Genomic DNA, 26,115 nt, shown 5'->3' on the forward strand with positions numbered 1-26,115 from the left:
GGGTACAGGCAAGGAGCAAGCAACAAGTTAGAAGTGCTATTTATTTACGCTACCACTGACAAATATGTAAATAAGTTTGTGTGATAAATCACAGTATTCCACATTAATTAACAAGCATAATTTCCCCAGTTTTCTTGCAAGCCATTACTGGATATTGAAACTAGAATTTAGAAAAAAGAGATCAGCCCTCCTCGTAACTACCTCATATGTGGCTGCTTACCGCTCTCACATTTTTCAGTATTCACAAATTTGTTCCAACATAAGAAAACAATCAATGAAATGAATATGACAACCGAAGACAGTACAATATAACCAAAAAAGTACATTGACCATTCTCTCTTAATATCAATCCGCCTAGCCAATCATTAATTAATATTAGAGGTATAGATAATAAGCCAAAAATAATAAAAGCATATTGAAGCATTGATTGTCGACGGTCTTCATGAGAGGTTTCATTTACAATGTCATCATTAGATCCCTCACAAATACTGGTTTTTGTCGATTAACCTTACTGGAATTTATCCTGCAATTTTTTCCTATAATCCACCTCATTTAAACAGCAATATAGCGGCAGCATTTATATTTAAGGATTGTCCAATGAACATCGAACTGCTTTTATCACTCGCTATTATTCACGCTGTTGCCTTAGCTAGCCCAGGTCCAGACTTTGCCTTAGTTGTAAAACTAGCAAGCCAAGAATCAAGAAGTACCGCTATTGCCTCTGCCGTGGGTATCTCAATTGCTATTTTAATTCATACCATCTTAAGTTTAACGGGCGTCAGTCTGATTATTAAAAGCTCACAAACGCTGTATATCATTGTGCAAATGGTTGGCGCAGGTTATTTAGCATGGATGGGATTTGGTGCCGTAAAAGGCGCGCTGCAACATTGGAAAGCAAAAGTATCAGTGGATAATAACCAATTTAAATTAAATCAATTAACGCCAAAACAAGGCTTCATGCAAGGGCTTTGGACTAACTTGTTAAATCCAAAAGCGATGGTGTTTTTCATTATCTTATTCTCAGCCATGATCACGCCTGATGTTAGCCTTCTCACTAAACTATCAGCAACAGTCATCATGTTAGGATTATCCTTGATTTGGTTTGTGTTTATCGCATTGATTCTATCAAAACCGGTGATCCAACAACGCGTACAAAAAGCAGCGCCAGCAATCAACTTGTTTACCGGACTGCTGTTTATGGCGGTATCCAGTGCAATCATGTATAACTTGCTTGCAGGCGCTATGGTGTTTAGTGAAACGACTATTTAGATTGAGATCAAGAGTTTAACTAAGGGTGTAATTAAGAATCGGCTTGTATGGTTAATACCAGCAACTTGGCGCCTTGACCATAACTTGGACATACCGGGATATGCTCAAGGCTGCTAAAGCCATATTGTTGCCAAAATGACGCTGAGTCTTGTACCGCAGTTAATAATAGTCGCTGACAGCCTAAGCCTTGCATTTGGGTTATTAAATGATTAATAAGCTGACTGGCAATACCTAAACCACGAGCATCACCTGAAATAGCCAAATCATGTAAGTACACCTCGTTATAACCTGTATCAATCACAACAATCTCACCTAGCTTTGGCGCTTGGTTTCCCAACCATGGATGCGCCAACAAATACCCGAGTACACTATCATCTGCGTGAATAAACACGAAACAACTCGTGGGTGAGGCAATCAACTTACTTTGTAATACGGTTAAATCTTCATGAAGATGACTTGCGTAGGCATCCGACTGGATCTGCATAATCGCATCCCAATCCGTCTCTTTAATCATTCTAATCGACATTTTTTATTCCTAAACAAGTGTTCCTAAACAAGCATCCAAAATAATCAACCTAATTTTTACCCTGTGATTAAAGTTTTCGTCATATATAAGCTGTACGGGTCTTCGCGATAATCAGCAAAAGGGCCACATTCATTAAAGCCAAAGTCTCGATATAGTTTTTGAGCGGGTATAAACGAATCAGGAGTGCCCGTTTCTAAGCTCATTTTGGTAATACCTTGCTGCTCAGCTACTGTAATAATATGCGTGAGTAATCGCTGAGCAACACCTTGTCGAAGATGGGAGCTCGATGTGCGCATTGATTTTAACTCCGCATGCCCCGCTGAAATTATTTTAATCGCACCACAGCCAGCAAGATCACCGTCTATCCACGCTGTCCAAAAGGTCACTTCAGGCGCTTTTAATCCGGTTAAATCTAACGCATGGACACTTTCAGCTGGGGTATGCTCTAGCATGTCTTGATGATGCTCTTGTAATAACAGCGCGACTTCTTTACCTTTTAAATCGTCTATACGAATTTCCATTTCTAACATCCTTTATTATTAACTAACAACAACGTAATAAATAATTTAACATCAATAATTTACTTACAGTACATCTATATTATCCAATTTTTTATTACGTGTGTCCTCATTAAAAAATATTACATCCCAGTATATAACCTATGATGCAAGTATGAACTTACTACTAAAATCAGCCTAAGACATTGAGATATATAAGACACACTGTTATACATTGGTTTAGTTACCAATAAATAAGGAATTTAAGTTGCTAAATAAATATAGGGAATCAATTTACATCCGTGTAAAAAAGAATAGTTTTCATGCATTAAACTGTAAAACAAATTGTGAACATGTTGAAATATCAGCGACTCCATTTTCGACTCAGCGTTTAGCCGTTGGTGATTTTTTTGTCGCGATTAAAACATTAAGTATCGCAATATCAAGAGTCATCTCAAAATCAATGTTCAAGCTATCTCCAATTATAATTATGCAGCAACAATACTTATGTGAAGGTGGCTTATCAGGTGTTGAAGAGCGGGTTTTACTTGAGTTGACCCATAATATAAGACCGTATAAAGTTTATGTTTGGCAAGGAGCTGAACTATCAAAGCAAGATGTTTTAGACCAAATATATAAGAAAAAATAGATCAGTGATTAAATATATCCACGTTATCCAAGTTGCTTCCATCACCGATTTTATCATTAAAAATTGTAGCAGCACTTAATGAAAAATTGTCTGATAATGAATTCATAAATCCATGATAAAAGCTGGTTTTAATACAGTTAACCTGTTTTAAAGATGACAGTGCTGCAATAACATCATCAACCTCAAAGTGCCTTTCCTCACAAGGAAAGACTAATGTCACAGGACAACAAGGGATTACATCCAGATGGTTGCGGATCTGACTCGGATAGAAACCAATGTAATGTTTGATTAATGGATTCGAGTGTCGGTCGATGGCTTTCCAAGCAGCAGATGCACCAGCACTAAAACCAAGTAATACTACCTCACCTTCTGATAATTCAATCGCTGATGCCACCGCCGAAATATAGCGTTCATGACCACATCGAGTCATGAACGTATCGTAAGCGGCATGCTCATTAATGAATTTTTGCTTATAACCATCGTAAGGGTCAATTACCGTTACACTATCCTGCTCAGTTAATAATGACGCAGCAAGTAAGTCAGTATCCTTAGTCAGGCCAAAGATATCCGTTATTATAATGATGTGCATATGCTGTCCATTAATTCTGAATCGATCAACTTAGGTAACCATCAATAATGCACTGCTAACCACACGGTTTCAACATCAGGATCAGTCCACGCTACTTTGTGTTTTTGATGCGCGGGGATATTAAGGTAATCACCCGCGTTCAGGGTAACAGAGGGCTTATCATCAAAACCGATAATGGCACTGCCTGCGATAATAATCACCCACTCATTTTGCTCTTGATCATACCAACCAAAATCTGGCGATGTTTGCCCTTTTGAAATAATACGTTCTATTTTGACCGTATCGCTGCTAACTAAATTGTCAAAGATTTCACTGCTGAGATCAGTAGGTATCGAATCAAAGATATTATTCATTGAATAATGTCCTCCACTATCTAATCAAGAAAGACCATTACTATTAACTTTATCTTTTTTTAACCAAAAAGATATGTCACTTTGATAATAACCTCAGTTAAATTAATCACAAATAGCAGCACTCACTACTACACAGCTTTATATCAAAGTCTGGTAAACTCACTTGATAACCATTGCTGATAATTAAAAATAATGTCTTAAAGGACTCGCATTCATGGAAACTATCGTCTTTCTCGACCGCTCTACAATCCCAGAACACATTACTATTCCTCAACCTAATGTTGACTGTCAATGGCAAGAGTATGCAACCACTACACCAGAGCAAGTGATTGAGCGCCTGCAAGGTGCAAGTATTGTTATTACTAATAAAGTTATCTTAGATGCGCAAGTATTGAGTCAGTGCCCACAGTTAAAAATGATTGCTGTGGCTGCAACAGGTACTAACAATATTGATTTGGAGTATTGTCGTCAGCACAAGATCACAGTCAGTAACATTCAAGATTATGCCACTAACTCGGTACCTGAGCATGTAGTCGCAATGATGTTTGCACTAAAGCGAAATCTAGTCGGTTACCATAAAGATATTCAAGCTGGTGTTTGGCAGCAGCAAAAACAGTTCTGTTTCTTTAGCCACCCTATTTCTGATATTGCAGGTTCTACGTTAGGTATTATTGGTAAAGGCAGTCTCGGTAATGCAGTGGCTACATTAGCCAAAGCACTTGGCATGACAGTTATGTTTGCTGAGCGTAAAGGGGCTAATCAATGTCGTGAAGGCTACAGTCCATTTGAATTAGTCTTAAAACAAGCGGATGTGCTTACTTTACATTGCCCACTTGCAGAGCAAACCAATCATCTCATTGGTCGTGAAGAATTTAAGCTAATGAAAAATACCAGCGTGTTAATTAACGCCGGACGTGGTGGTTTGGTTGATGAAGTCGCGTTGATTGATGCATTACATAACCAACAAATTGCTGGCGCAGGTGTTGATGTATTTACCCAAGAACCCGCCGATGACAGCAATCCGTTAATCGCCAATGCACATCTGCCAAACCTGATCTTAACACCACATGTTGCATGGGGCTCAGACTCTGCGATTCAGACTTTGGCCAATCAACTGATTAATAATATTGAGCAATTTATTGCCGGAAAACCACAAAACCAAGTTTAATCATTACAGCCAATAACGGCAATCTTGTGCTTTTAAGAAGTCTTCGGCAGACTCGCCTTGTAATAGTGCAATGGTTGCCAACATGCCGGCTTGCACACAGTTTTGAGCATAGACAGTGACCTGAGCAGGTCCACTAGCAATGGGATAGCCAGTCTTGGGGTTGAGGATATGGCCATAACGTTGACCGTCAACGTCAATAAAACGCTGACTGTTACCACTGCTTGCAAGGCCACCTTGGGCTAAGCTAACCATGAGTTTACTTTTCCCAAGATGCTGCGGGTCTTCTATCGCGACTTGCCAAGCGAGCCCATTACTGCGTAATTTATTGGCGTAAATATCACCACCAAAATTCACTAAAAAGGCACTGTCGGTTTGGTGAAGCTGTATTTGTTGCGCTAATAACTGCGCCACTTTATCAACGGCGTATTCTTTGCCAATACCACCCAAATCGATTTTCATGCCTTTAGGTATACTTAATAACGGCGCATTCCAGTTCGCTTTTTGCCAGCCGATATTGGGTAACAGCGCTTTAATATCAGCATCACTCGGTAGCTGTGTTTGTTGTTTAAAGTGCCAAAGCTTACCCAATACACCAGAGCTGATATCAAATAACCCATCACTGAGTTGGAAACATAAATCAGCTAAATTAATCAACCTTGTCGTTTCTTCATCTACCGTGATGGCTTCATTAGCAGAACGATTAAGACGAGCAACAATATTGTCATCACGAAAACGACTGTATTTTAGTTCAATACGTTTTGCTTCTGCATATGCGAGCGCGGTAAGGCTATCCGCGAGTGCTTCATCAACGTTATCTAATAAGATCTGGCAAGGACTGGCCATGACGGTGAACTCACCAAGCCAATAATCCGCTTGTCGTTTTAAGCTGTAGGCAGTTGTTACAGTACCACCTTGCTGTAAAGTACTGTCTTTATTTAATGAATAAGCTTTTTTCAAACCTGATCCCTGCTTGTATTCACATCGACATTAAAAACGGTATTAGAAACGCGATTAAAAACGATAGAAGCTTTGCAACATAACGGCGCTTTTATCAGGATACAGATCAACCCCCGCCATTCCAGCACCTTTCGCCAACGAATCATCACCCGTCACCTGAGTAAGATAATATTCAAGCCGCACACTGAATTCATTACCCGCAATCGGTAAACCGTATTTCAAGCCAATAGTATAAGTGTGTAATTCACCCAAGCGATAATCGGCGGTCATGTATTCCGGTATTGGCTGGCTTTCATCAAGATAGACCCGATAAAAATCAGCTGCTTGCTGGCTATAATAACGAAGATGCGGTTCAATAAAATGCTGATTTGAAAGTTGTACTCGCCATTTACTATCAATGGTATGTGAAGTTATTCCCCAGTCATCCCAAAAATAACGATAACTAACATCCAGCACTTGACCCGATGGCTGGAGATTATATTTAGTACGCCAAAATAGGCTTTGTTTGGTGCGCTGGTCAGGACGATTTTCATAAACATAATCATTCGCCCACCCATTACTGTCAACCACCGACAAGATTTTAAAGGGGTCTGTTTGATAACCATTCACATCACTAATCGAATAGTTTAATTGCATCAGTGTTTGACGATCAATGACTTGCGTTAAACCAAAGAGTAAATCAAGGGTTTTCTTGGTATCAGAATCCGTTAAACGGTTGTTGGGATCATCAACCGAAGCACCTGGATCTGGGATGCCGCCTTCTGGTTCAATAGTATCGTAGGCATAAGCAAAGCCGAGAGATGCTGTGGTATTACGATTATTAAAATCACGCGCCAGCGCACTGTTGATCGACAAAGAAAGGTAATCATATTCTTTAGACACGTTTACGCCACCAGAATATAACCAAAAACGGCTTAACTGCTGTTGGTATTGAGTGCTGAGTGCAACGCGGGTATCATGAAAAGTATCATCAAGCGGAGTATCACCTGCAGCCGTAGTGTAACTGCCATTACCTGACGGGCGGGTAAATGTTTGCGCTTTATTTTGTGCAACCGCGCCATTAGGTGAAGCGCCGGTCAGTACATCGATAACACCTTTAACATTGATACTACGCTCGTCATCGATTTGCTTAGTGAGAGAAAGTGCCCCCTCATAGGCTTGCACTTGATGATCACTTTCTGCATAAATCAACAGACCAACATCAACATCCCAGCTATCGAGTTCTGGCGGCTGAGCTGTCGCAGGTGCGGCAAGTGCACAGGTCGCTACCGCAAGTGTCATCGAAATGTTAGTAAAGGTCTTACTTTTTCTTTTTAGTTGCATCCGCAACCTCCCCCAGCAAAACTACCGCCGCCGCTAGAGCCTTCTTTACTGAAATAAGTGTGGTCCTCAAAACCCATTTCCATCGGGTTTTCCACAAGCTGCATTTCAGGTTTCGCGAGCAAGTCACGTTCCCAAGGCTTTACCCCTAATGACGAACACGCTGTCAGGCTTAGGATGCTGACTAATAATAAAACCCGTCTCATAAAGCTCCTCCACCACTAATGAACTCCATCAAAAATTAACTCCATCAGGTATAGTTAACTCTCAAGTAACAGCTAGTCCTGAGGTAATAGCGACAAGATCTCAGCTTCGTATTTATCTAGCTCTGCTAATCTAAAGCCGACATGCTTATAAACAATCTCGCCCTTCCTATTAAGTATAAATGAATTCGGCAATCCCATGATTTCATATTGCTCTGCGACAATACCTTGTGGATCAAACGCAATGGTCAATTTGTTTGGATAACGTTGTAAGAATTTTGTCGCTAAAACAGACTCTTGATCCATATTAATGGCAATAATTTCAAAACCTTGTTCGCCATATTTCGCTACCATCTTATCCATCCACGGAAATGAACGAATACAGGGCGTACACCAAGATGCCCAAAAATCCACTAACACCACCTTGCCACGATAGTCAGCAAGATTCACTCGCGTGTTATCAACACCTGGTAAGTTAAACGTTGGCGCTTGGCTCACTTTATTTTCGGTAACACTAGCAGTGCTTTCGGCAAACGTGAGGGTGGATAAAAGCAAACTGATAATCACAGAGAGAGTGATCAGGAAAGGACGAATACGATTAAGAATAAATGAGTTCATAAGCTAATGTCTCAACAAAAATGAATAATACCGATCATATATACCCAAGCTATTTCAAGATGCACAATCAGTGCTAACACTATGAGTATAAACGTGCAGGTATAATAATAAAGTTAACAGAGGATTAGTGAAAAAAATATAGAATATGTGAAAAGTAGACATAAAAAAACGCTAAGCGACGACTATTATCTAGTCATCAATTAGCGTTCTCTTGAATGGATGGCGGAGGAGGAGAGATTTGAACTCTCGAGGAGCTATTAACCCCTGCTGGTTTTCAAGACCAGTGCATTCGGCCACTCTGCCACCCCTCCGCAGCAATGGAGCGAATATTAGAGCAAGCACTTAACGTTGTAAAGCTTTATTCATCACAATAACTTAGCTGTTCATTTTGCGTTTAAATATCGTTCAAAAATAAACTTACAAGCACAATAGCGCCATTTATTGATCAAGAATAGTTATGTTTATTGATCAAGAGTAAGCCCTCATCAATCCGCGATTTTGGCGTGATAATTATTGATCAAAATCAATACACCAAAAACAAATTTAACGCCTAATACACTACATATTGTGTCACGGGTTAAATTTACACCTATATATAGTGTCTCTTTATAATATCAATTTTAAACGGAAGGAGTATTTTGTGGATTTATTTGTCATTAAACGAGATGGTTGTCGTGTGCGGTTTAACATTCAGCGTATACAAGACGCCATATTTGCCGCGGCTAAATCAGTGCAACAACAGAGCCGTGATCATGCGGTAGAAATGGCGAACAAGGTTCAGAAAATACTCATTACACAAGATGTATCCAGCGAACATGCGATTGAGATCCATACCATCCAAAACACGGTTGAAGATGTATTGATGCAAGAAAGCAACAAACTCATCGCCCGTGCTTATATCGAGTATCGCCATCAACGTGATATAGCCCGTGAAACGCAAAGTATTCTCACCAATGAGATCAAAGGACTGATTGAGCAAAGCAACGAATCATTACTTAACGAAAATGCCAATAAAGACAGTAAAGTGATCCCTACCCAACGCGACTTGCTGGCTGGTATTGTAGCGAAGCATTATGCCAAGCAGCACATCTTGCCACGCGATATTGTCCATGCGCATGAAGCGGGTGACATTCATTATCATGATCTTGATTATGCGCCCTTCTTCCCGATGTTTAACTGTATGCTGATCGATCTTGATGGCATGTTAACCCTTGGCTTTAAAATGGGTAACGCTGAAATTGAAACACCAAAATCCATCACAACAGCAACGGCGGTGACCGCACAGATCATTGCCCAAGTAGCCAGCCATATTTATGGTGGCACGACAATCAACCGTATTGATGAAATTTTAGCGCCATATGTCACTGCTAGCTTTAATAAAAACACCTTATTAGCACAAGAATGGTCAATCCCAAATAAAGCAGAATTTGCTCGTTCACGTACCGAAAAAGAATGTTTCGATGCATTCCAATCATTAGAATATGAAGTAAATACCTTACACACAGCGAATGGGCAAACGCCTTTTGTTACCTTTGGTTTTGGCCTAGGAACAAGTTGGGAAGCACGTTTAATTCAGCAGGCTATTCTCAAAAACCGTATTGCCGGCTTAGGGAAAAATCATAAAACTGCTGTGTTCCCAAAACTGGTGTTTGCAATCAAAGATGGCTTAAACCATAAATCAGCCGATGCAAATTACGATATCAAACAGCTGGCTCTTGAGTGCGCAAGCAAACGCATGTATCCGGACATCTTAAATTATGACCAAGTGGTTAAAATCACCGGCTCATTTAAAACACCTATGGGTTGCCGCAGTTTCTTAGGCACCTACGAAGAACAAGGTGAATTAGTGCATGAAGGCCGCAATAACCTAGGTGTCGTTAGTTTAAATTTACCGCGTATCGCGATTCAAGCAAAAGGCGATGAATCACGCTTCTATCAATTGCTCGATGAACGTTTAATATTGTGTAAACGCGCACTCGAAACACGTATCTCACGCCTAAAAGGAGTCAAAGCACGCGTTGCGCCAATCCTTTATATGGAGGGTGCCTGTGGTGTACGTTTACAAGCAGATGATGAAATACTCGATATTTTCAAGCATGGCCGCGCCTCTATTTCATTAGGTTATATAGGTTTACACGAAGCAATCAATGCGCTATTTGGCAATAATACCCATCCTTATGATAGTGCGGCATTACAGAAAAAAGCGATTGCGATGCTTAAGCATATGAAAGCTAGTACAGAAAAATGGAGCATAGAAACTGGTTACGCATACAGCTTATATGCAACACCAAGTGAAAACCTATGCAGCCGTTTTGCTAAATTAGACAAAACCACCTTTGGTGATATCAAAGACGTAACAGATAAAGGTTATTACACTAACAGTTTCCATCTCGATGTCGAAAAACAAGTAAATCCATTCGATAAAATTGACTTTGAAATGCCCTATCCTGCCATTAGTAACGGTGGCTTTATCTGTTACGGCGAATACCCCAATATGCAGCATAATATTGAGGCATTAGAAGACGTTTGGGATTACAGTTATTCACGAGTTCCTTATTACGGCACCAATACCCCGATTGATGAATGTTATGAGTGTGGTTACACAGGCGAGTTTGAGTGTACGAGTAAAGGTTTTACTTGTCCTAAGTGCGGTAATCACGATGCCGCGAAAGTCTCAGTCACCCGTCGAGTCTGTGGTTATTTAGGCAGCCCAGATGCGCGCCCTTTCAATGAAGGCAAGCAAGAAGAAGTAAAACGCCGCGTTAAACACTTATAAACGTTTATACTATTTATAAATAATCACAACTGATCCGACCTCAGTTCAATTAACTAGCTAGCCAATATTTTATTGGTTAGCATTTAAGAAGTAAAAATGCACTATTCTCAATATTTCGATCTTGATGTGATCAATGGCCCGGGTACTCGTGTAACCCTGTTTGTCAGTGGCTGCGAGCATCAATGCAAGGGCTGTTATAACCAATCTACCTGGTCTCCACGCAATGGTTCATACTTTAATCAAGCGATAGAAGACCAGATAATAAATGATTTAAATGATCCCCGAATACGTCGTCGCGGGTTAAGTTTAAGCGGCGGCGACCCTCTCTATCCAGCGAATTTAGATTGCATCTTAAAACTAGTGAAAAGAGTTAAAAAAGAGTGTATTGGAAAGAATATTTGGTTATGGACAGGCTACACAATAGAGCAATTAACCCCACAACAAAAAGCCGTCGTTCAATACATAGATTATTTGGTTGATGGCAAGTTTGAACAACAGCGGGTTGATCCAGCATTAAAATTTCGAGGCAGTAGCAATCAACGTATTATTGCCATTACAAAAAATGATGAGTTTGCTGGGTTTGAATATACCATATCAAAAATCAACGCTGATTAAACATAATTTGATGAATGCGATCACCCGATGATACCGCTATCACGGACATAATCAGAATTAAAAAATTATAAATTGTAAAAAGTCCAAATTCAGCATTTAATACTTTAGGGATAGTAATTGATTATGGAATAAATAGCCTAATCTTAAAGTCCTACTCGCACTATTACTTCATTAAGTATATATGTTTAAGGACTAAAATACCGTCCGTATTCAGGTCATTAAAAAATAAAGTTATTTGACTTAAATCACATAAAATTCATCATTTATACCGTACATAAACAGTTGCGTTTTATAATATTTAGCACAAAAGTATGAGACTTTATTATAAACATCCGTCTGCCAAATTAATACGATAAAACACATCAACTTAAGCCGCTGATAATTATGAGTTTTAATTTAATTAATTTGAGTGAAACTTAATACCTACCCCACCAAAATCCGCTATCCGTATTATTTAGAATTAACTACCAAAATTAAGCATTACTTTGGACTGCACGCTTCAATACTTGTTAATGGAATGTAAATAAGTAAACTCTGTCCGTGTAAACACTCAACGTAATTATGATTTATAAAAATGAAGTATTTACACTAAACGTTAATTACTTGTTAACAGGATTAACCCGCAAATAAAACCAACAACACGTCACATAAGTCTGACAAGTTGTTGTAAAACTTGCCCGTTTACCTGTTACGTTAACGGCACATCATTGACATTTATTTTGATATCAATGATATTACTACTACATAAGTGATACACAGACACTTTGATTTAACAAATAATAACCATACATAGTTTAGTTGAGGATAATGGAATGAAATACTTAGTTACCGGTGGTACAGGGTTTATTGGTCGATTCTTAATTGAACGTCTAGTAGAGAGAGAAGATGCGCAAGTTTATGTATTAACTCGCCAAGGCTCAGAACACAAATTCAATGCATTAAAGGATCGTGTGCATAAAAGTGTTAAAAGTCGTATCAAAATGGTTACTGGTGATATCACTAAAGTTAATTTAGGGATTGATGAGCTATGGTTAGCAGAACATACAGACCAAATTGATAATGTTTACCACCTTGCAGCAATCTACGACATGAAAGCCGATGCTGAATCACAAGAAACAGCGAATATTGTTGGTACACGTAATGCTGTTGAAGCGTCTGTGAAAATTAAAGCAAAAAGCTTCCATCATGTTAGTTCTATTGCTGCTGCTGGTTTGTTCAATGGTACTTTCTACGAAGATATGTTCGAAGAAGCTGAAAATATGGATAACGCATATCTTCGTACTAAACATATTTCTGAAAAAGTAGTCCGTGATGAATGTTCAATTCCTTTCCGTATTTATCGCCCTGGTATGGTTGTTGGTCACTCTAAAACAGGTGAAATCGATAAAGTAGATGGTCCATACTATTTCTTCAAACTATTGAAAAAGATCCGTGAGACAATTCCAACATGGATGCCAATGATTGGTGTTGAAGGCCGTCGTCTGAATATTGTTCCTGTTGACTATGTTGCAGATGCAATTGACTACATTAGTCACAAAGAAGACGTGCACAGTAACTGCTTCCACCTTGTTGATCCAAAACCATTCAAAGTGGGTGAAGTACTTAATATCTTCGCTACAGCGGGGAACGCACCAAGAACAGCATTCCGAATTGATTCTCGCATTGCTAATTTCTTACCGGCTTCAGTTCGTCAAGCAATTACCCATTTACCCGCAGTAAAACAGCTTACTGAAGGGGTATTAAATGACCTTGGCATTCCAAAAGACGTATTGAATTTCCTTAACTACCCAACTACCTTCGATGACCGTGAAACAGCACGCGCGCTAGAAGGTTCTAATATCAAAGTGCCTCGCTTAGATGAGTATGCACCTGCAGTATGGGATTATTGGGAGCGTAACCTAAATGATGACCTAATCAATGACATGACCCTAAAAGGTAATGTCAGTGGTAAAACGATTGTCATCACAGGTGCAAGTTCTGGTATTGGTGAAGCAACGGCATTAAAACTCGCACCAACAGGCGCTAAATTAATCCTTGTAGCACGTGATGTCACAAAACTAGAAGCAACACAGGCACAAATCCAAGAACTTGGTGGCGATGCACATATCTATTCATGTGATATTTCAAACATGGAATCGTGTGATGAATTAGTTAAGTCAGTACTTGCAGAACATGGATTTGTAGATATCTTAATCAATAACGCAGGTCGTTCAATCCGTCGTTCAATTGATTTATCGTTTGACCGTTTCCACGATTACGAAAGAACAATGCAGTTAAACTACTTTGGTTCAATTCGTTTAATCATGGGCTTCACACCAAGTATGTTAGAACATAAAAAAGGTCATGTTATTAACATTTCATCAATTGGTGTACTAACAAACTCACCGCGTTTCTCTGCATACGTTGCGTCTAAAGCAGCACTAGATGCGTTTACGCGTTGTGCCGCATCCGAGTTTTCTGACCGCAACGTAAACATGACGACGATTAACATGCCGTTAGTACGTACACCAATGATTGGTCCGACAAAAGTATATGACAATGTACCCACTCTAGCGCCATCAGAAGCAGCGGACTTAATTGTACAAGCGATTATCCGTAAGCCTAAGCGTATCGCAACGAAAATTGGTATCATGTCTGAAGTACTTTACTCTCTATTCCCTAAAGTAAGTGAAATAATCATGAACACCGGCTACCGTATGTTTAATGATTCTGCCGCGGCTAAAGGTAAAGAAGAAGATAAAGATGCGCCAACACAAGCGAGTACCGAGCAAGTTGCATTTGCAGCTATCATGCGCGGTGTGCATTGGTAATCTAACCTGTCTAAACAGACTCTAATAAGATAATGTGAAGGGACCACTCTATATACTAAAAAGTGGTCCCTTTTTTGATCGTTCTTATCATGTTAATCTATTGTTTTCTTTAACAAGGATGTATAAGAATGAAAAAATCATTGGGGTTCACACTCATCGAATTAATGATCACCATCGCGATCGTCGCCATACTCATTGGCATTGGCGTACCCAGCTACCAAAACACCGTACAACAAAGCCGCATAGACGATGCGACAACATTAATTAATAGTGCGCTTAGCTATGCCAAAAATACTGCTATTGCGCATAATCGTTTTTTGTATATGACGGTATCGGCTAATACGTTAACTCTAGCCACAAGCACTGCTGTTCCGCTTAATCAGGCAACTGTTGTGAACAAAGTAACGGTCACAACAGATAGTACTTCAACCCTCTCTTTTACAGCACCTGGCACACCTACAATAATTTTTCGAGCGAATGGTACTATCGCTAGAGGTAATATCATTCGTTATTGTACAGGTGATTCTGGCATTGACATTGCGGTTGGTATCAATGGAGAACCAGTTTCTACAGCTGTCAGCTGTTAGTTACTTCTATTGTTGAATAGCCCGTTTGATTTGGTGTTCACATTGCTTAGCGTTATTGCTCTAACATAAACGGCTTAGAGCTTATGCTTTAAAGGGTATGGTTCGCATTACAGAAAGTACGGGTAATTAAGATTAACGCCACTATCATACGTTTTTTATAACACAGTTCTCAAATTAGGCCATTGGATCAACCAATCTTTTGAACTTACACGATCACTGAATATTCCCAAATAACGTTTAGGATTATGTGTAACCTGTAGATTAAACAGCGATTCAAAACCAAATGCGGCAATACAATCATAACTACCATCATCTAATTTTCGAATAGCTACCGCCGTTTCCTTTTCTGGCCAGTAACTCATGGCATGAATGATATTTAAATATGGCTTATCACCATTTCTTTTATGCATAATCGCTTGGTTACGCACTTCCCAATTTAACTCTGGCATTAGCAGGGAAAGCTCAGACTCAATTAGTCTATAATTATCAGAATTGAATTCAGTTTCATCAAAGTAGATTACATCGACGTCATTCAATGGCGTTGATACTGATTTTTGATGCAAATGATCCCAAACCAAATTTCGAACAAAACCAGCAGCCAAATAACAATGAGGTAAATCGAGTTGTTGAACACAATCAAGAGCCTTAACCCGTAATTCGTCCTTCTCAATTAATGTGATTATTCTATCCATATCTACCCTGCGTTATACAGCCTGAAACAGAGAAAAACAAAACTGGTGCTTTTCTTGGATCTTGACGCCATCAACTTCCTTAATATTTATTCCCATATTTCGATCCTTGAATGCACATAATTTGTATAGCAGGACGTCTCGATTCGACAAATTAATTCACTGCTAGAGAGCGATACGAATTATATAACGAATTGAGTGGTTACTCATTTAGTCTTGTAAGCCATTGATAATAGATTGAGACTAACGCTGGCATCATTTGTTATTCGAACCTTCAATTAGGTGACCGCATTCACTACCACTACAAAAAGATAGAGAAATAAGTATTACGATAATACATATCATAACCTTTACTTATCCCAATAACCTGCACCGTCACCTAATTTATGGCTAATGAACTCTATGAATACTCTTACTTTTTCAGGAAGGTGCTTTCTCTCTGGATACACGGCATATATAGCATGTTTTGGCAGAGCATATTCATCCATAAATGTCATTAATCTTTGAGATTTCAAGTGCTCTGCAACGATAAAGGTTGGCATTTGGCAAATACCTAATCCATTCAGTAATACTTCTAAAATAGCATCACTATTATTCACGATGAAATTACCTTTAGGCTCTAGCTTTATCTTTTTACTATCTTTGTAAAAAGTCCATTCTGCTCCGCCCTGAAATAGGCTGTAATTTATGCAATTGTGATGAGATAAATCTTCTGGTTTTGATGGTGTACCGTGTTTTTCAAGATATTCTGGCGATGCACAGAGTACACTTTTACAATCAGCAAGTTTTTTGGCAATCAACGAGGAATTTTCGAGTTCACCAATTCGGATCCCGACATCATAACCGCCCTCAACTAAACTTACGATTCGATCATCCATACTCAAGATAACCCTCACATCAGGGTACGAATCTAAGAACTCCTTTATGTAAGGCACAATATGTAAGCGTGTAAACGTCATCGGAGCGTTTATTTTTAAGGTGCCTTTAGGTATGCCTTGCAGATTATGCAACGCAGCAAAACCTTCGTTTGCAATAACGAAAGCATTCCTAGCATAATCCGAAAATCGTTCGCCAGCTTCAGTTAGCGCGATGCTTCTGGTCGTGCGATTAAATAATCGCACGCCTAGATTGTCTTCTAAAACCGATATCCTTTTACTTACCGCTGATTTTGTCATACCCAGCTTTTCCGCCGCGGACGAGAAGCTACCCCTTTCGACTACAGCAACAAACACAGGTATTGCCGAAAAATCATCTTTCATATTGTCAACTTTTGCTCACCAATGAATATCTAAACTAGATATTATCATTTCTTTGGCAACCAATTAAAGTACTCTCAAACAATAGAGAGGAAAAAATGAAAAATATAAACAGATATTCAATATTGGCTATTGTCGGTGGGGGCTTATTAGCTCTAATGATTAATATCAATAGCCAACTCGCGCTAGAAACATCCGCAATCAACGCGTCATGGATTGCACATAGCTTAGGGAGTCTACTGGCATTCGTACTTTATCATGTGGTTAAGAAAGCTGTCGGGTCACCACTTTCAGCAATGAAAGGTAATATACCTAAATTATACTACTTAGGTGGAGTACCTGGCGCATTTACGGTCATTCTCGCTTCCGTAACCGTTAATAGCGTTATCGGCTTATCAGGAACACTAGCATTGGGATTAATTGGACAATTAGTTTGCTCTATTTTTTGTGAGACATTAGGAATATTTGGACTAGAAAAAAGGACATTCACTCTTATTGAACTACTTCCTATCTCCTTGGTTGTTTTCGGTTCAATACTCATCATTTCGCTGAGGTATTAAAAATGACAATCTATATTCTACTGGCATTATTAAACGGATTTTGTATCGCGATAAGTCGCATATGGAACGGACAACTAGCCAGCTATTGCGGTGCATTTAAGGCTTCATATGTAAATCATATAATAGGTTTTGTGTTCCTTTCAATTGTCATGATTTTATTACTTGAACCTCCACAATTTTCAAATGGTTCAAACATGTTGGTTTATCTCGGCGGCTTTATAGGCGCGTTTTATGTGGCCATTAATAGTCTTGTCATGAGTCATCTGGGCTCGACGAATACAATGATTTTGGTTATTGGGGGACAAATGTGCTTCGGATTATTTTTGGATTCATCGACAAATTCACCCAGCGAATTTGTCATCAAAGTACTGGGTGTTATGTCTATTGTCATCGGGGTATATTTAAAACAAACCATACAGCACAAGCGCACAAGTCTTTCGTCTTAATTTTGGTGTGGTATTTTCCATAACAAATATATGGCAAACCAATATGAACATAACGTGAGTGAGTCGGAACAGTGAGAGAGTAAAAATTCTAACTTGGTCCGGGGCAAAAGTAAGTTACAAAAAAAGCGACGTTAGATTTGCATCTAACGCCGCTTTTAAATTGTATAAGCTAAAGCATCACGCGATTAGTTATAGAATTTTTTACCTTCTTTCGCCATTGCTTTAAGCGATTCACACGGCGCAAAACGCTCACCGTATTTATCTTGATGACGTTCTAGCTTGTCAACAAGTTCAGCAATACCGATTGAATCCATGTAATGGAATGGACCACCTAAGAACGGTGGGAAACCAATACCGAAGATTGCACCGATGTCACCATCACGCGCACTACGTAGAATACCTTCATCAAGACAACGTGCCGCTTCGTTCAGCATTAATAATACTGCACGTTCAGCAAGTGCTTTAGGCGCCATTGAAGCTTCAGGTTTTAAGTTAAGTAGCTTGTAGATTGATTCATCAACTTGCTTCTTACCTTTTTTGGCTTTCTTACCGTATAGATAGAAACCTTTCTCGTTCTTACGACCTTTACGATCATCAGCCAATAACTTATCGAACGCTGCAGGTGCTTCAAAACGGCTACCTAGCTCTTTCGTTAAGATTGGACCGATCTTAGCACCAACATCGATACCAACTTCATCAAGAAGCGTTACAGGACCAACAGGGAAACCAAAATCAACAAGGGCTTTATCAACCGCTTCGATTGGCTCTTGTTCTAGTACCAAACGTGCAGCTTCATTCATGTAAGGCGCAAGAATACGGTTTACATAGAAACCAGCACCATCTTTAACAACGATTGGCGTTTTGCCTTGCTTACGGGCAAATTCAACTGTTGTAGAAATAGTTTGGTCCGACGTGCCTTCATGCGTAATAATTTCAGCAAGTGGCATCTTGTCCACAGGGCTGAAGTAATGCAGACCAATTACATTTTCAGGACGCTTCGCTTCAGACGCAATCTGAGTAATAGGTAAAGAAGACGTGTTTGATGCGAAAATAGTATTTTCGTTACAGTTAGCTTCAATATCAGCCACCATTTGGTGCTTCAATTTAAGGTCTTCAAATACCGCTTCAATAACAATGTCAGCATTTTTCACACCTGTGTACTCAGTCGTACCAGTGATCATAGCAAGTTGACTTTGCATTTCAGCTTTAGACATAAAGCGACGTTTAACTTTCTTGTTTAGAATGTCATACGTGTATTTTTGTGCGTTAAGCAGACCTTGAGGTGCAATATCTTTAATACGCACAGGTACTTTGGCTTTCGTTGCAGTAACGTTAGCGATACCGCCACCCATTAAACCACCACCAAGCACAACCGCTTTTTTCACTTTCTTCGGTGCCACGCCTTCAACGCCATCTTCTTTCTTCATCGCTGTTGTAGCAAAGAAAATGCCACGCAGTGCAGCTGATTCAGATGTCATTGCAAGTTCTGAAAAACGTTTTGCTTCCAGTTTTAAACCGGCTTCAAACCCTTTTTCTTGGCCAAGTTTAACCACTTCTAAAATGGCTTCTGGTGCAGGGTAGTTACCGCGAGTTTTAGAAAGCGTTTGCTTTTTAGCTTGGTCAAACATGATGTTACGACCAAATTTATTTGTTTCTAATAGTTTGCTAGTAAGATCACGTTTTAGTTTACGCTGGATCTTACCTTTTTTCGCTAACTTAACAGCCACTTCAAGGAGTACTGTTTCAGGCACAACTTCATCAACAAGGCCCATTTTAAGCGCTTGTTTACCACGTACTTGTTTACCAGTAAGCATCAAATCAAGCGACTTAGCCACACCGATAAGGCGAGGTAAACGTTGTGTGCCACCGCTGCCAGGTAATAGACCTAGCATCACTTCTGGTACACCTAATACTGTTTTAGTGCTTTCTGTACAGACTCGGATATGACAAGCAAGTGCGAGTTCTAAACCACCGCCCAAACAAGGGCCATGAATAGCAGCAACAACAGGGATATTTAATGCTTCCAGTTCACCCATAACACGGTGACCTTCCAGTGATAACTTCTCTGCATCTGCAGCCGTTTCACACGCATCAATCATAGTAACGTCAGCACCAGCAACAAAGCTGTCTTTCTTGCCACTGATCAGTACTAGACCTTGTAGATCTGAATTTGCTGAAATTTCTTTCATCAAATCAGAAATTTCATCAGCGAACTCTGCACGTAAAGTGTTCATCGTTTCGCCGGGTACGTCCATTGTTAGAACGCCAATCTTATCTTCACGGATCTCAAGTGAAAATGTTTTTTCTTGCTGACTCATTACGCGCTCTCCACAATCATTGCTACACCTAGACCACCAGCAGCACATGCAGCCGTTAACCCTAGACCACCACCACGACGTTTCAATTCATGCAATGTTTGCGTGATCATACGTGCGCCAGTCGCTGCAAATGGATGACCATATGCAAGTGAACCACCAAGTACGTTGAACTTACTTTCATCGATATTAGCAACGCGCTCTGGACGACCTAGTTTTTCCTGTGCAAACGTATCTGACTCTAAACATTTTAGGTTTGCTAATGTTTGTGCAGCAAATGCTTCATGCATATCAAATAGCGCTAAGTCATCAAATTTAATACCTGCACGGTCTAACGCTTCAGGTATCGCATATGACGGGCCAATTAGACCATCAACATCAGCAGGAACAGCAGCATAAGCATAACTACGAATATAACCAAGTACTTCGAGGCCAAGTTCTTTCGCGCGGCTTTCACTCATTAATAATACCGCAGCAGCACCATCTGTTAGTGGCGTACTTGTTGCAGCAGTTACAGTACCGTGTTTACGGTCAAATGCAGGACGCAATTTAGCGTAACCTTCAACTGATGAGTTTTTACGGATGTTGTTATCTTCAGAAATAAATGACTTCATTGGCTCTGGATAAGCCGTCATTACTTCGTCTTTTAACTTACCTTCTTCCCATGCTTTAGCAGCAAGAGTATGTGAACGGTGAGCAAGTTCATCCTGCGCTTGACGCGAGATGTTATAAGACTTAGCCATTTGTTCCGCAGTTTGCCCCATCGTTATACCGGTACTGTATTCTGAAACAGCAGGCGCGACAGGCAGTAAATCTTTCAAGCTTAGCTGACGGGCAATCTTTAATTTATCGCTAGTCGTCTTGGCTTTGCTTAAGTTAATTAACTGATGAGCAAGCTTTTTAGATACGCCGATTGGCACAACTGAAGATGAATCAGCACCACCAGCAACACCACAGTCAATCGATCCAGCCATAATAGACTCGGTAACATTTGTAATAGCTTGGAAACTTGTCGCACATGCACGCGATACACTGTATGCATCGGTACCGATGTCCATGCCAGTGCCTAATACGATTTCACGCGCAATGTTTGGCGCTTCAGGCATTTGAACAACTTGTCCAAATACAACTTGCTGAATAATCTTAGGATCAATGTCGTTACGAGTAAGCATCTCATTAACAACCATTTTGCCTAAATCTAATGCTGGAACCCCATGAAACGCTGTTGCTTGTTTAGCAAACGGGGTACGTAATCCAGTGACCACCGCGATACGATCGCCGTTGCGGGTGGTTAGGCTTTGTGGTTTAGCCATCACTTATCCTCATTCCGTTAAGTAAAAGAGGTCAGACCTCATAAAATTAAGTCAATATTAACCTTTTGGTCACAATATTCAAACATTAGTTTGAAAATCGAGTCTTTCATCTTAGAACTGTGATCCAAAAGAAATATTGTGTGAAAAAATAATGTTAAATAGTAGTCATATCTACCTAAACAACTTTTATCGTTAGGATATTACTTACCATTCACACTATTAAGTAGTCATTTCCAGTAAAGTATTGTAAAACGTTTTTTTAAACTCTCTATAAAATAAGTTTGAACTTTTACAGTCGACGCATTGTCGGTAAACTAGTGTTTATATTAACTTTATACGATAGATAATTATGCCAAAATCAAATTTTAATCAATTAAGAGGCTATCTTAACAGCCAAATTCTTGGGCAAGCAAAACTTGTCGACAATTTATTAATCGCGCTACTCGCAGATGGCCATATCTTAGTAGAAGGTCCACCCGGATTGGCCAAAACACGAGCAGTCAAAGCGTTGGCCGATAGTTTAGAAGCCAACTTCCATCGAATTCAGTTCACACCCGATTTACTGCCAGCCGATTTAACTGGTACTGATATCTATCGCGCCGAAACCGGCACCTTTGAATTTCAACCCGGTCCTCTGTTCCACAATATTGTACTTGCAGACGAGATTAATCGTGCACCTGCTAAGGTACAGTCTGCGCTATTAGAAGCTATGGCCGAACAGCAGATAACCGTTGGCAACAAAACCATGTTATTACCAAAGCTGTTTATGGTAATGGCGACGCAGAACCCAATTGAGCAAGAAGGTACCTATCCATTACCGGAAGCGCAGCTAGACCGTTTCATGTTACATCTGGAAATTGATTACCCAGATAAAGACACTGAATTACAAATTTTACGGTTAACAACACAAGAAGCACAACAAAGCGCAAGCGCACCGATTGCTAAAATCAGTCTGCAAGCGATCATGCAAGCGCGAGAGCAAGTACTTAACATCCACTTAGCCCCTGCTCTCGAGCATTATCTTGTCGATTTAATTATGGCAACACGAAACCCTGCAACCTTAGATCCGCAACTCGCCAGTTGGATCACTTTTGGCGCAAGTCCACGTGCGACTATCTCTCTTGCCCGTTGTGTACGCGCTCGCGCTTGGTTACACGGTCGTGATCATGTACTACCCGAAGATATTCAAACCTGCCTTTACCCTATCCTACGTCACCGCTTATTACTGAGCTTTGAGGCAGAAGCTGACGGTATCACCGCAAACCAAATTATTGACCGCATTTTGTCATTAATTGCATTTTAGTAAACTGAGTTAGTCTATGTCAGCAATCGAAGTGTCGATAAAAGAGCTACTGCAATACAGCTACCAAACCAATAGTGTTTTAGCGAGCAAAACGTTAGCAAGAGCACGGCTGGCCGGTGGTCATCTGTCGCCAATCAAAGGCCGAGGGATGGAATTTAGCGAATGCCGTCAATATCAACCCGGTGATGACATCCGCAGTATTGATTGGCGCATTACCGCACGTACAGGTAAAACTTACAGCAAGTTATTTAGTGAAGAAAAAGAACGGCCTGTGTATGTATTACTGGACCTGTCATCAAGTATGTATTTTGGCAGTCAATATCGGCTAAAGTCAGTGCAAGCCTGTCACTTGACGGCCTTACTGGCGTGGGCAACAAAACATAAAAGTGATCGTGTCGGCGGCATTATCATTGGCGCATTCGGGCATAAAGAGTTAAAACCCCAGCGCCAACAACGCGGTATTATGCAATTACTCAGTGAAACCGTCACCTTACATAATGCGCAACTGACAATATCTCAAGCCGAGCGTATTAATGCGGCTGATGTAACCCATGTAAATACAGCAAATACAGTTCCAAAAGAGTCACTTGCCAGCGCCCTTACCCGTTTGCGTATACTGTGTAAAACTGGCAGCCACATTATGATCATCAGTGACTTTCTTAATCTTGATGAGCAAGCGCAAAAGCAACTCGCGTTATTAAAACGCCATAATGAAATTGAAGCTTGGCAAATTTACGATCCTTTAGAACTCTCGCTTCCAAACATATCAGGCAACGTACGCCTCGCGGTATCAAATGGTCAACAACAAGGGTTCATTAGTCCGAGTAACGCTGACAGTCGTCAAAAATATCAACAACATGCCGATGCTAAACAGCAAGCATTAAGACAAATAATGAACCGATACGGTATTCGTCACCACAGGATCAGCAGTGGTGAATCGTTATTGAGTCAGATTAAAGATAAGAGTAAAGGTAAATAAAGCGTATGGATCCGTTAGCACAATTAAAAGATATTCATTTACCCGCACCAGTATCGGCCTGGCCACTATCACTGTATTGGTGGCTGGTTATCATTATAATCGTATTGATCGTCGGATTGGCTATTTATGCTGTGTTGCAATACCTAAAAAAGACCAAATTAACCCGCCTAGCCTTAGCTGAATTAACACAGCTACAGCAACAAGGCTGTGAGGTAAACGATTTACACCACCTGCTTAAACGTATCGTTTTAACCAGTTTCCCACGTCAAACAGCGGCATCCTTACATGGCGAAGCATGGTTAAAATTCCTCGATCAACAAGCCAGTTCTAAAAAACGAGTCTTCAGTGCGTTCTCAAATAATACCGCAGCATGGACATTGGACTTATACAGTGCCAAACCAAACATGCTCGCCGATTCCGTGCACTTTAAGACTTGCCAAGACTGGATCAAGAAAACCCCGCTTATACCTGTAGATTGCAATGTAGATTCCAGAGTGAAATACAGAGTTAAGAACAAAGTGGAACAAAGTGTGGAGAACAGTAATGTTTGAATTTAATTGGCCTTGGCTGTTAGCCTTATTACCTTTACCGCTGCTTATTCGCTTTTTTAGCCGCGCGGGTCAAGCACAAACCCCATTAGTGCTACCTAACTTACCTTATATTGAAACAGCAACTGGCAGCGCAAGTAAAAAATCCCGTGCAATCTGGCCTTTAACACTCATGTGGTTATGCCTAGTTGTGGCGGCTGCACGCCCGATGTGGATCGGTGAACCACAATCCATTCCGCAACAAGGTCGTGAAATGATGCTCGCAGTTGATCTATCACGATCGATGCAAGCTGAAGATATGCAAATTAATAACCGCATGGTAGATAGGTTATCACTGGTGAAAACCGTCGTTGCCGATTTTATTCAGCAGCGTAAAGGCGATCGTGTCGGGCTTATCTTTTTTGCTGATAATGCCTATTTACAAGCACCGCTCACATTCGATTTAAAAACGGTCAGTGGTTATATGCAACAAGCCGTACTCGGTCTCGTAGGTGAACAAACCGCGATTGGTGAAGGCATTGGTTTAGCACTCAAACGTTTTGATGCCGCTGACAACCCACAGAAGGTATTGATATTACTCACCGATGGTCAGAATAGCGCAGGTGAAGTAAAACCACTCGACGCGGCGAAATTTGCCCAAGAACAAGGCGTTAAAATTTATACTATCGGCGTTGGTGCAGATGCTTATTATAAACGCACGTTATTCGGTAATCAGAAAGTGGACCCGTCACGTGATCTGGATGAAGTGACCCTAAAGACAATCGCAGCACAAACCGGTGGCCAATACTTCCGCGCCCGTGACGCAAGTAGCTTGGCGGCTATTTATGCCGAACTCGACAAACTTGAACCCGTAGAGCAAGCACAACAACAATTTAGACCACAAACGGATCTATTCCATTGGCCATTAGCAATCGCATTATTATTGTCTATTTTCGCCTGCTATCTACGTCAAGGTCAATTATTTACGTCAGGGAAACTCCATGACTGATTTTATGTTATTACGGCCATTATGGTTACTGGCGTTATTACCACTCGTCGTCCTTGCTTGGTATTTCCGCAACAATACTCAAACTAGAGGCTGGCATACGGTGCTTTCACCTGAGATCGCACAATTTTTATTAGCCCAGCATCAACCAACCACAAAATCTAAGCATTTCTTTATACCTTTAGCCGGTATTTGGGTGCTCACCACAATGGCATTATCAGGCCCGAGTTTTAGTTATACAGAACGTCCAGTTGCAAGTATTTCGCAAGCAAAAGTCATGGTATTAGATATGTCGCTATCGATGCGGGCAACAGACCTGAAGCCGAATCGCCTAGCGCAACTTCGCTTTAAAAGCACCGATATTCTTAGCGCGATTAAAGAAGGGGAAATAGGCTTGGTCGCTTATGCAGGTGATGCATTTGTTATCTCGCCATTAACCACAGACACCAGCACTTTATTAAACTTGTTACCAAACCTGTCCCCGGAAATCATGCCAGTGAAAGGGTCAAATCCAACGGCAGGTATTCGTCAAGCCATCGCACTATTAACCAACGCAGGTTATCAGCAAGGACAAATACTGCTGGTGACAGATGGCATTAACCCAACCCAAGCAGATAACATCAACACGTTATTAGCTGGCACAGATTACAGCTTATCGATTTTGGGGTTCGGCACAGCGCAAGGGGCACCGATTAAAATGCCTAATGGTCAATTACTTAAAGACAACCAAGGCACAATCGTCGTGCCTCACCTGGATGCCCGTTTATTGAAAGACACGGCACAA

At 40.4% G+C, this 26,115-nt stretch carries 26 protein-coding genes and 1 tRNA gene; 14 read left to right on the forward strand and 13 right to left on the reverse strand.

The genetic code is table 11. The features are described from left to right. The first annotated feature begins 597 nt into the window (after nt 1–597). Nucleotides 598–1,269: a LysE family translocator gene (locus PE36_RS20490; protein ID WP_006034009.1), complete on the forward strand. Its 672-nt coding sequence runs from the start codon at nt 598–600 to the stop codon at nt 1,267–1,269. Nucleotides 1,270–1,300: 31 nt separating this feature from the next. Here PE36_RS20490 and PE36_RS20495 read toward each other — a convergent pair whose 3' ends face one another. Together PE36_RS20495 and PE36_RS20500 are read right to left on the reverse strand one after the other, a co-directional pair. Next, on the reverse strand, nt 1,301–1,795 hold the full coding sequence (locus tag PE36_RS20495; protein ID WP_043994917.1) for a GNAT family N-acetyltransferase: 495 nt from the start codon (nt 1,793–1,795) through the stop codon (nt 1,301–1,303). A 56-nt stretch (nt 1,796–1,851) separates the two neighbouring features. Continuing rightward, nucleotides 1,852–2,316 (reverse strand): GNAT family N-acetyltransferase, encoded by a 465-nt coding sequence (locus tag PE36_RS20500; RefSeq protein ID WP_043994918.1) that lies wholly within the window; start codon nt 2,314–2,316, stop codon nt 1,852–1,854. Nucleotides 2,317–2,560: 244 nt separating this feature from the next. On the opposite strand from PE36_RS20500, the gene PE36_RS20505 reads away from it, so the two are divergent. Continuing rightward, a complete protein-coding gene (locus PE36_RS20505; protein WP_006034012.1) occupies nt 2,561–2,941 on the forward strand; it encodes a hypothetical protein in 381 nt (126 codons plus the stop codon). Between the two features lies 1 nt (nt 2,942). On the opposite strand, the gene PE36_RS20510 is transcribed toward PE36_RS20505, so the two are convergent. Next, entirely contained in the window at nt 2,943–3,530 is a 588-nt protein-coding gene (locus PE36_RS20510) for a dienelactone hydrolase family protein (RefSeq protein WP_006034013.1), read from the reverse strand. 41 nt (nt 3,531–3,571) lie between these two features. Continuing rightward, a complete protein-coding gene (locus PE36_RS20515; RefSeq protein WP_006034014.1) occupies nt 3,572–3,883 on the reverse strand; it encodes a cupin domain-containing protein in 312 nt (103 codons plus the stop codon). A gap of 214 nt (nt 3,884–4,097) precedes the next feature. Between PE36_RS20515 and PE36_RS20520 the strand changes: the two genes are divergently transcribed. Then, complete coding sequence (locus PE36_RS20520; protein WP_006034015.1) at nt 4,098–5,051, forward strand: D-2-hydroxyacid dehydrogenase; 954 nt, start codon at nt 4,098–4,100, stop codon at nt 5,049–5,051. Between the two features lie 3 nt (nt 5,052–5,054). Here the strand turns inward: PE36_RS20520 and PE36_RS20525 are convergent, their stop codons facing one another. The 5 genes from PE36_RS20525 to PE36_RS20545 form a co-directional block, all read right to left on the reverse strand. Next, nucleotides 5,055–6,008, reverse strand: a complete 954-nt coding sequence (locus PE36_RS20525; protein WP_006034016.1) for an FAD:protein FMN transferase — start codon at nt 6,006–6,008, stop codon at nt 5,055–5,057. A 54-nt stretch (nt 6,009–6,062) separates the two neighbouring features. Beyond that, on the reverse strand, nt 6,063–7,331 hold the full coding sequence (locus PE36_RS20530; protein WP_006034017.1) for a DUF3570 domain-containing protein: 1,269 nt from the start codon (nt 7,329–7,331) through the stop codon (nt 6,063–6,065). Further along, nucleotides 7,322–7,534 carry a DUF4266 domain-containing protein gene (locus tag PE36_RS20535; RefSeq protein ID WP_006034018.1) on the reverse strand — a complete coding sequence of 71 codons (213 nt, stop codon included), beginning with the start codon at nt 7,532–7,534 and terminating at the stop codon, nt 7,322–7,324. Before PE36_RS20535 ends, PE36_RS20530 begins: the two co-directional genes overlap by 10 nt. A gap of 72 nt (nt 7,535–7,606) precedes the next feature. Further along, entirely contained in the window at nt 7,607–8,149 is a 543-nt protein-coding gene (locus tag PE36_RS20540) for a thiol:disulfide interchange protein (RefSeq protein WP_006034019.1), read from the reverse strand. Between the two features lie 220 nt (nt 8,150–8,369). After that, a tRNA-Ser gene (locus PE36_RS20545) sits at nt 8,370–8,460 on the reverse strand. 329 nt (nt 8,461–8,789) lie between these two features. Between PE36_RS20545 and nrdD the strand changes: the two genes are divergently transcribed. From nrdD to PE36_RS20565, 4 genes are all read left to right on the forward strand, one after another. Then, nucleotides 8,790–10,925 (forward strand): anaerobic ribonucleoside-triphosphate reductase, encoded by a 2,136-nt coding sequence (gene nrdD / locus PE36_RS20550; RefSeq protein ID WP_006034020.1) that lies wholly within the window; start codon nt 8,790–8,792, stop codon nt 10,923–10,925. A gap of 96 nt (nt 10,926–11,021) precedes the next feature. Next, a complete protein-coding gene (nrdG, locus tag PE36_RS20555) occupies nt 11,022–11,540 on the forward strand; it encodes an anaerobic ribonucleoside-triphosphate reductase-activating protein (protein WP_006034021.1) in 519 nt (172 codons plus the stop codon). 812 nt (nt 11,541–12,352) lie between these two features. Then, on the forward strand, nt 12,353–14,350 hold the full coding sequence (locus PE36_RS20560) for an SDR family oxidoreductase (protein ID WP_006034022.1): 1,998 nt from the start codon (nt 12,353–12,355) through the stop codon (nt 14,348–14,350). Between the two features lie 128 nt (nt 14,351–14,478). Continuing rightward, complete coding sequence (locus tag PE36_RS20565) at nt 14,479–14,937, forward strand: GspH/FimT family pseudopilin (protein ID WP_006034023.1); 459 nt, start codon at nt 14,479–14,481, stop codon at nt 14,935–14,937. A 155-nt stretch (nt 14,938–15,092) separates the two neighbouring features. On the opposite strand, the gene PE36_RS20570 is transcribed toward PE36_RS20565, so the two are convergent. Then, the gene (locus PE36_RS20570) at nt 15,093–15,629 is read right to left on the reverse strand and encodes a nucleotidyltransferase family protein (RefSeq protein WP_006034024.1); all 537 of its coding nucleotides are present in this window, start codon (nt 15,627–15,629) and stop codon (nt 15,093–15,095) included. 347 nt (nt 15,630–15,976) lie between these two features. Then, entirely contained in the window at nt 15,977–16,885 is a 909-nt protein-coding gene (locus PE36_RS20575) for a LysR family transcriptional regulator (protein ID WP_006034025.1), read from the reverse strand. Nucleotides 16,886–16,980: 95 nt separating this feature from the next. Between PE36_RS20575 and PE36_RS20580 the strand changes: the two genes are divergently transcribed. Together PE36_RS20580 and PE36_RS20585 are read left to right on the forward strand one after the other, a co-directional pair. After that, nucleotides 16,981–17,442: a DMT family transporter gene (locus tag PE36_RS20580; protein WP_006034026.1), complete on the forward strand. Its 462-nt coding sequence runs from the start codon at nt 16,981–16,983 to the stop codon at nt 17,440–17,442. A gap of 2 nt (nt 17,443–17,444) precedes the next feature. Next, complete coding sequence (locus PE36_RS20585) at nt 17,445–17,888, forward strand: DMT family transporter (RefSeq protein WP_006034027.1); 444 nt, start codon at nt 17,445–17,447, stop codon at nt 17,886–17,888. A gap of 185 nt (nt 17,889–18,073) precedes the next feature. Here PE36_RS20585 and fadJ read toward each other — a convergent pair whose 3' ends face one another. Together fadJ and fadI are read right to left on the reverse strand one after the other, a co-directional pair. Next, nucleotides 18,074–20,206: a fatty acid oxidation complex subunit alpha FadJ gene (gene fadJ / locus PE36_RS20590; RefSeq protein ID WP_006034028.1), complete on the reverse strand. Its 2,133-nt coding sequence runs from the start codon at nt 20,204–20,206 to the stop codon at nt 18,074–18,076. Next, nucleotides 20,206–21,516 carry an acetyl-CoA C-acyltransferase FadI gene (fadI, locus tag PE36_RS20595; RefSeq protein ID WP_006034029.1) on the reverse strand — a complete coding sequence of 437 codons (1,311 nt, stop codon included), beginning with the start codon at nt 21,514–21,516 and terminating at the stop codon, nt 20,206–20,208. The genes fadJ and fadI overlap by 1 nt, the downstream gene beginning before the upstream one ends. A 349-nt stretch (nt 21,517–21,865) precedes the next feature. Here fadI and PE36_RS20600 point away from each other — a divergent pair, with 349 nt between their 5' ends. The 5 genes from PE36_RS20600 to PE36_RS20620 form a co-directional block, all read left to right on the forward strand. Further along, entirely contained in the window at nt 21,866–22,819 is a 954-nt protein-coding gene (locus PE36_RS20600; protein WP_006034030.1) for a MoxR family ATPase, read from the forward strand. 16 nt (nt 22,820–22,835) lie between these two features. Further along, on the forward strand, nt 22,836–23,798 hold the full coding sequence (locus tag PE36_RS20605; RefSeq protein ID WP_006034031.1) for a DUF58 domain-containing protein: 963 nt from the start codon (nt 22,836–22,838) through the stop codon (nt 23,796–23,798). A gap of 5 nt (nt 23,799–23,803) precedes the next feature. Further along, nucleotides 23,804–24,349, forward strand: a complete 546-nt coding sequence (locus tag PE36_RS20610; RefSeq protein WP_006034032.1) for a DUF4381 domain-containing protein — start codon at nt 23,804–23,806, stop codon at nt 24,347–24,349. Next, nucleotides 24,342–25,334 (forward strand): VWA domain-containing protein, encoded by a 993-nt coding sequence (locus PE36_RS20615; RefSeq protein ID WP_006034033.1) that lies wholly within the window; start codon nt 24,342–24,344, stop codon nt 25,332–25,334. The genes PE36_RS20610 and PE36_RS20615 overlap by 8 nt, the downstream gene beginning before the upstream one ends. Beyond that, the coding region (locus PE36_RS20620; protein WP_006034034.1) for a VWA domain-containing protein at nt 25,327–26,115 on the forward strand (789 nt) is incomplete at its 3' end. The genes PE36_RS20615 and PE36_RS20620, both read left to right, overlap by 8 nt.

It is taken from the genome of Moritella sp. PE36 (assembly GCF_000170855.1).
Lineage (GTDB): Bacteria > Pseudomonadota > Gammaproteobacteria > Enterobacterales > Moritellaceae > Moritella.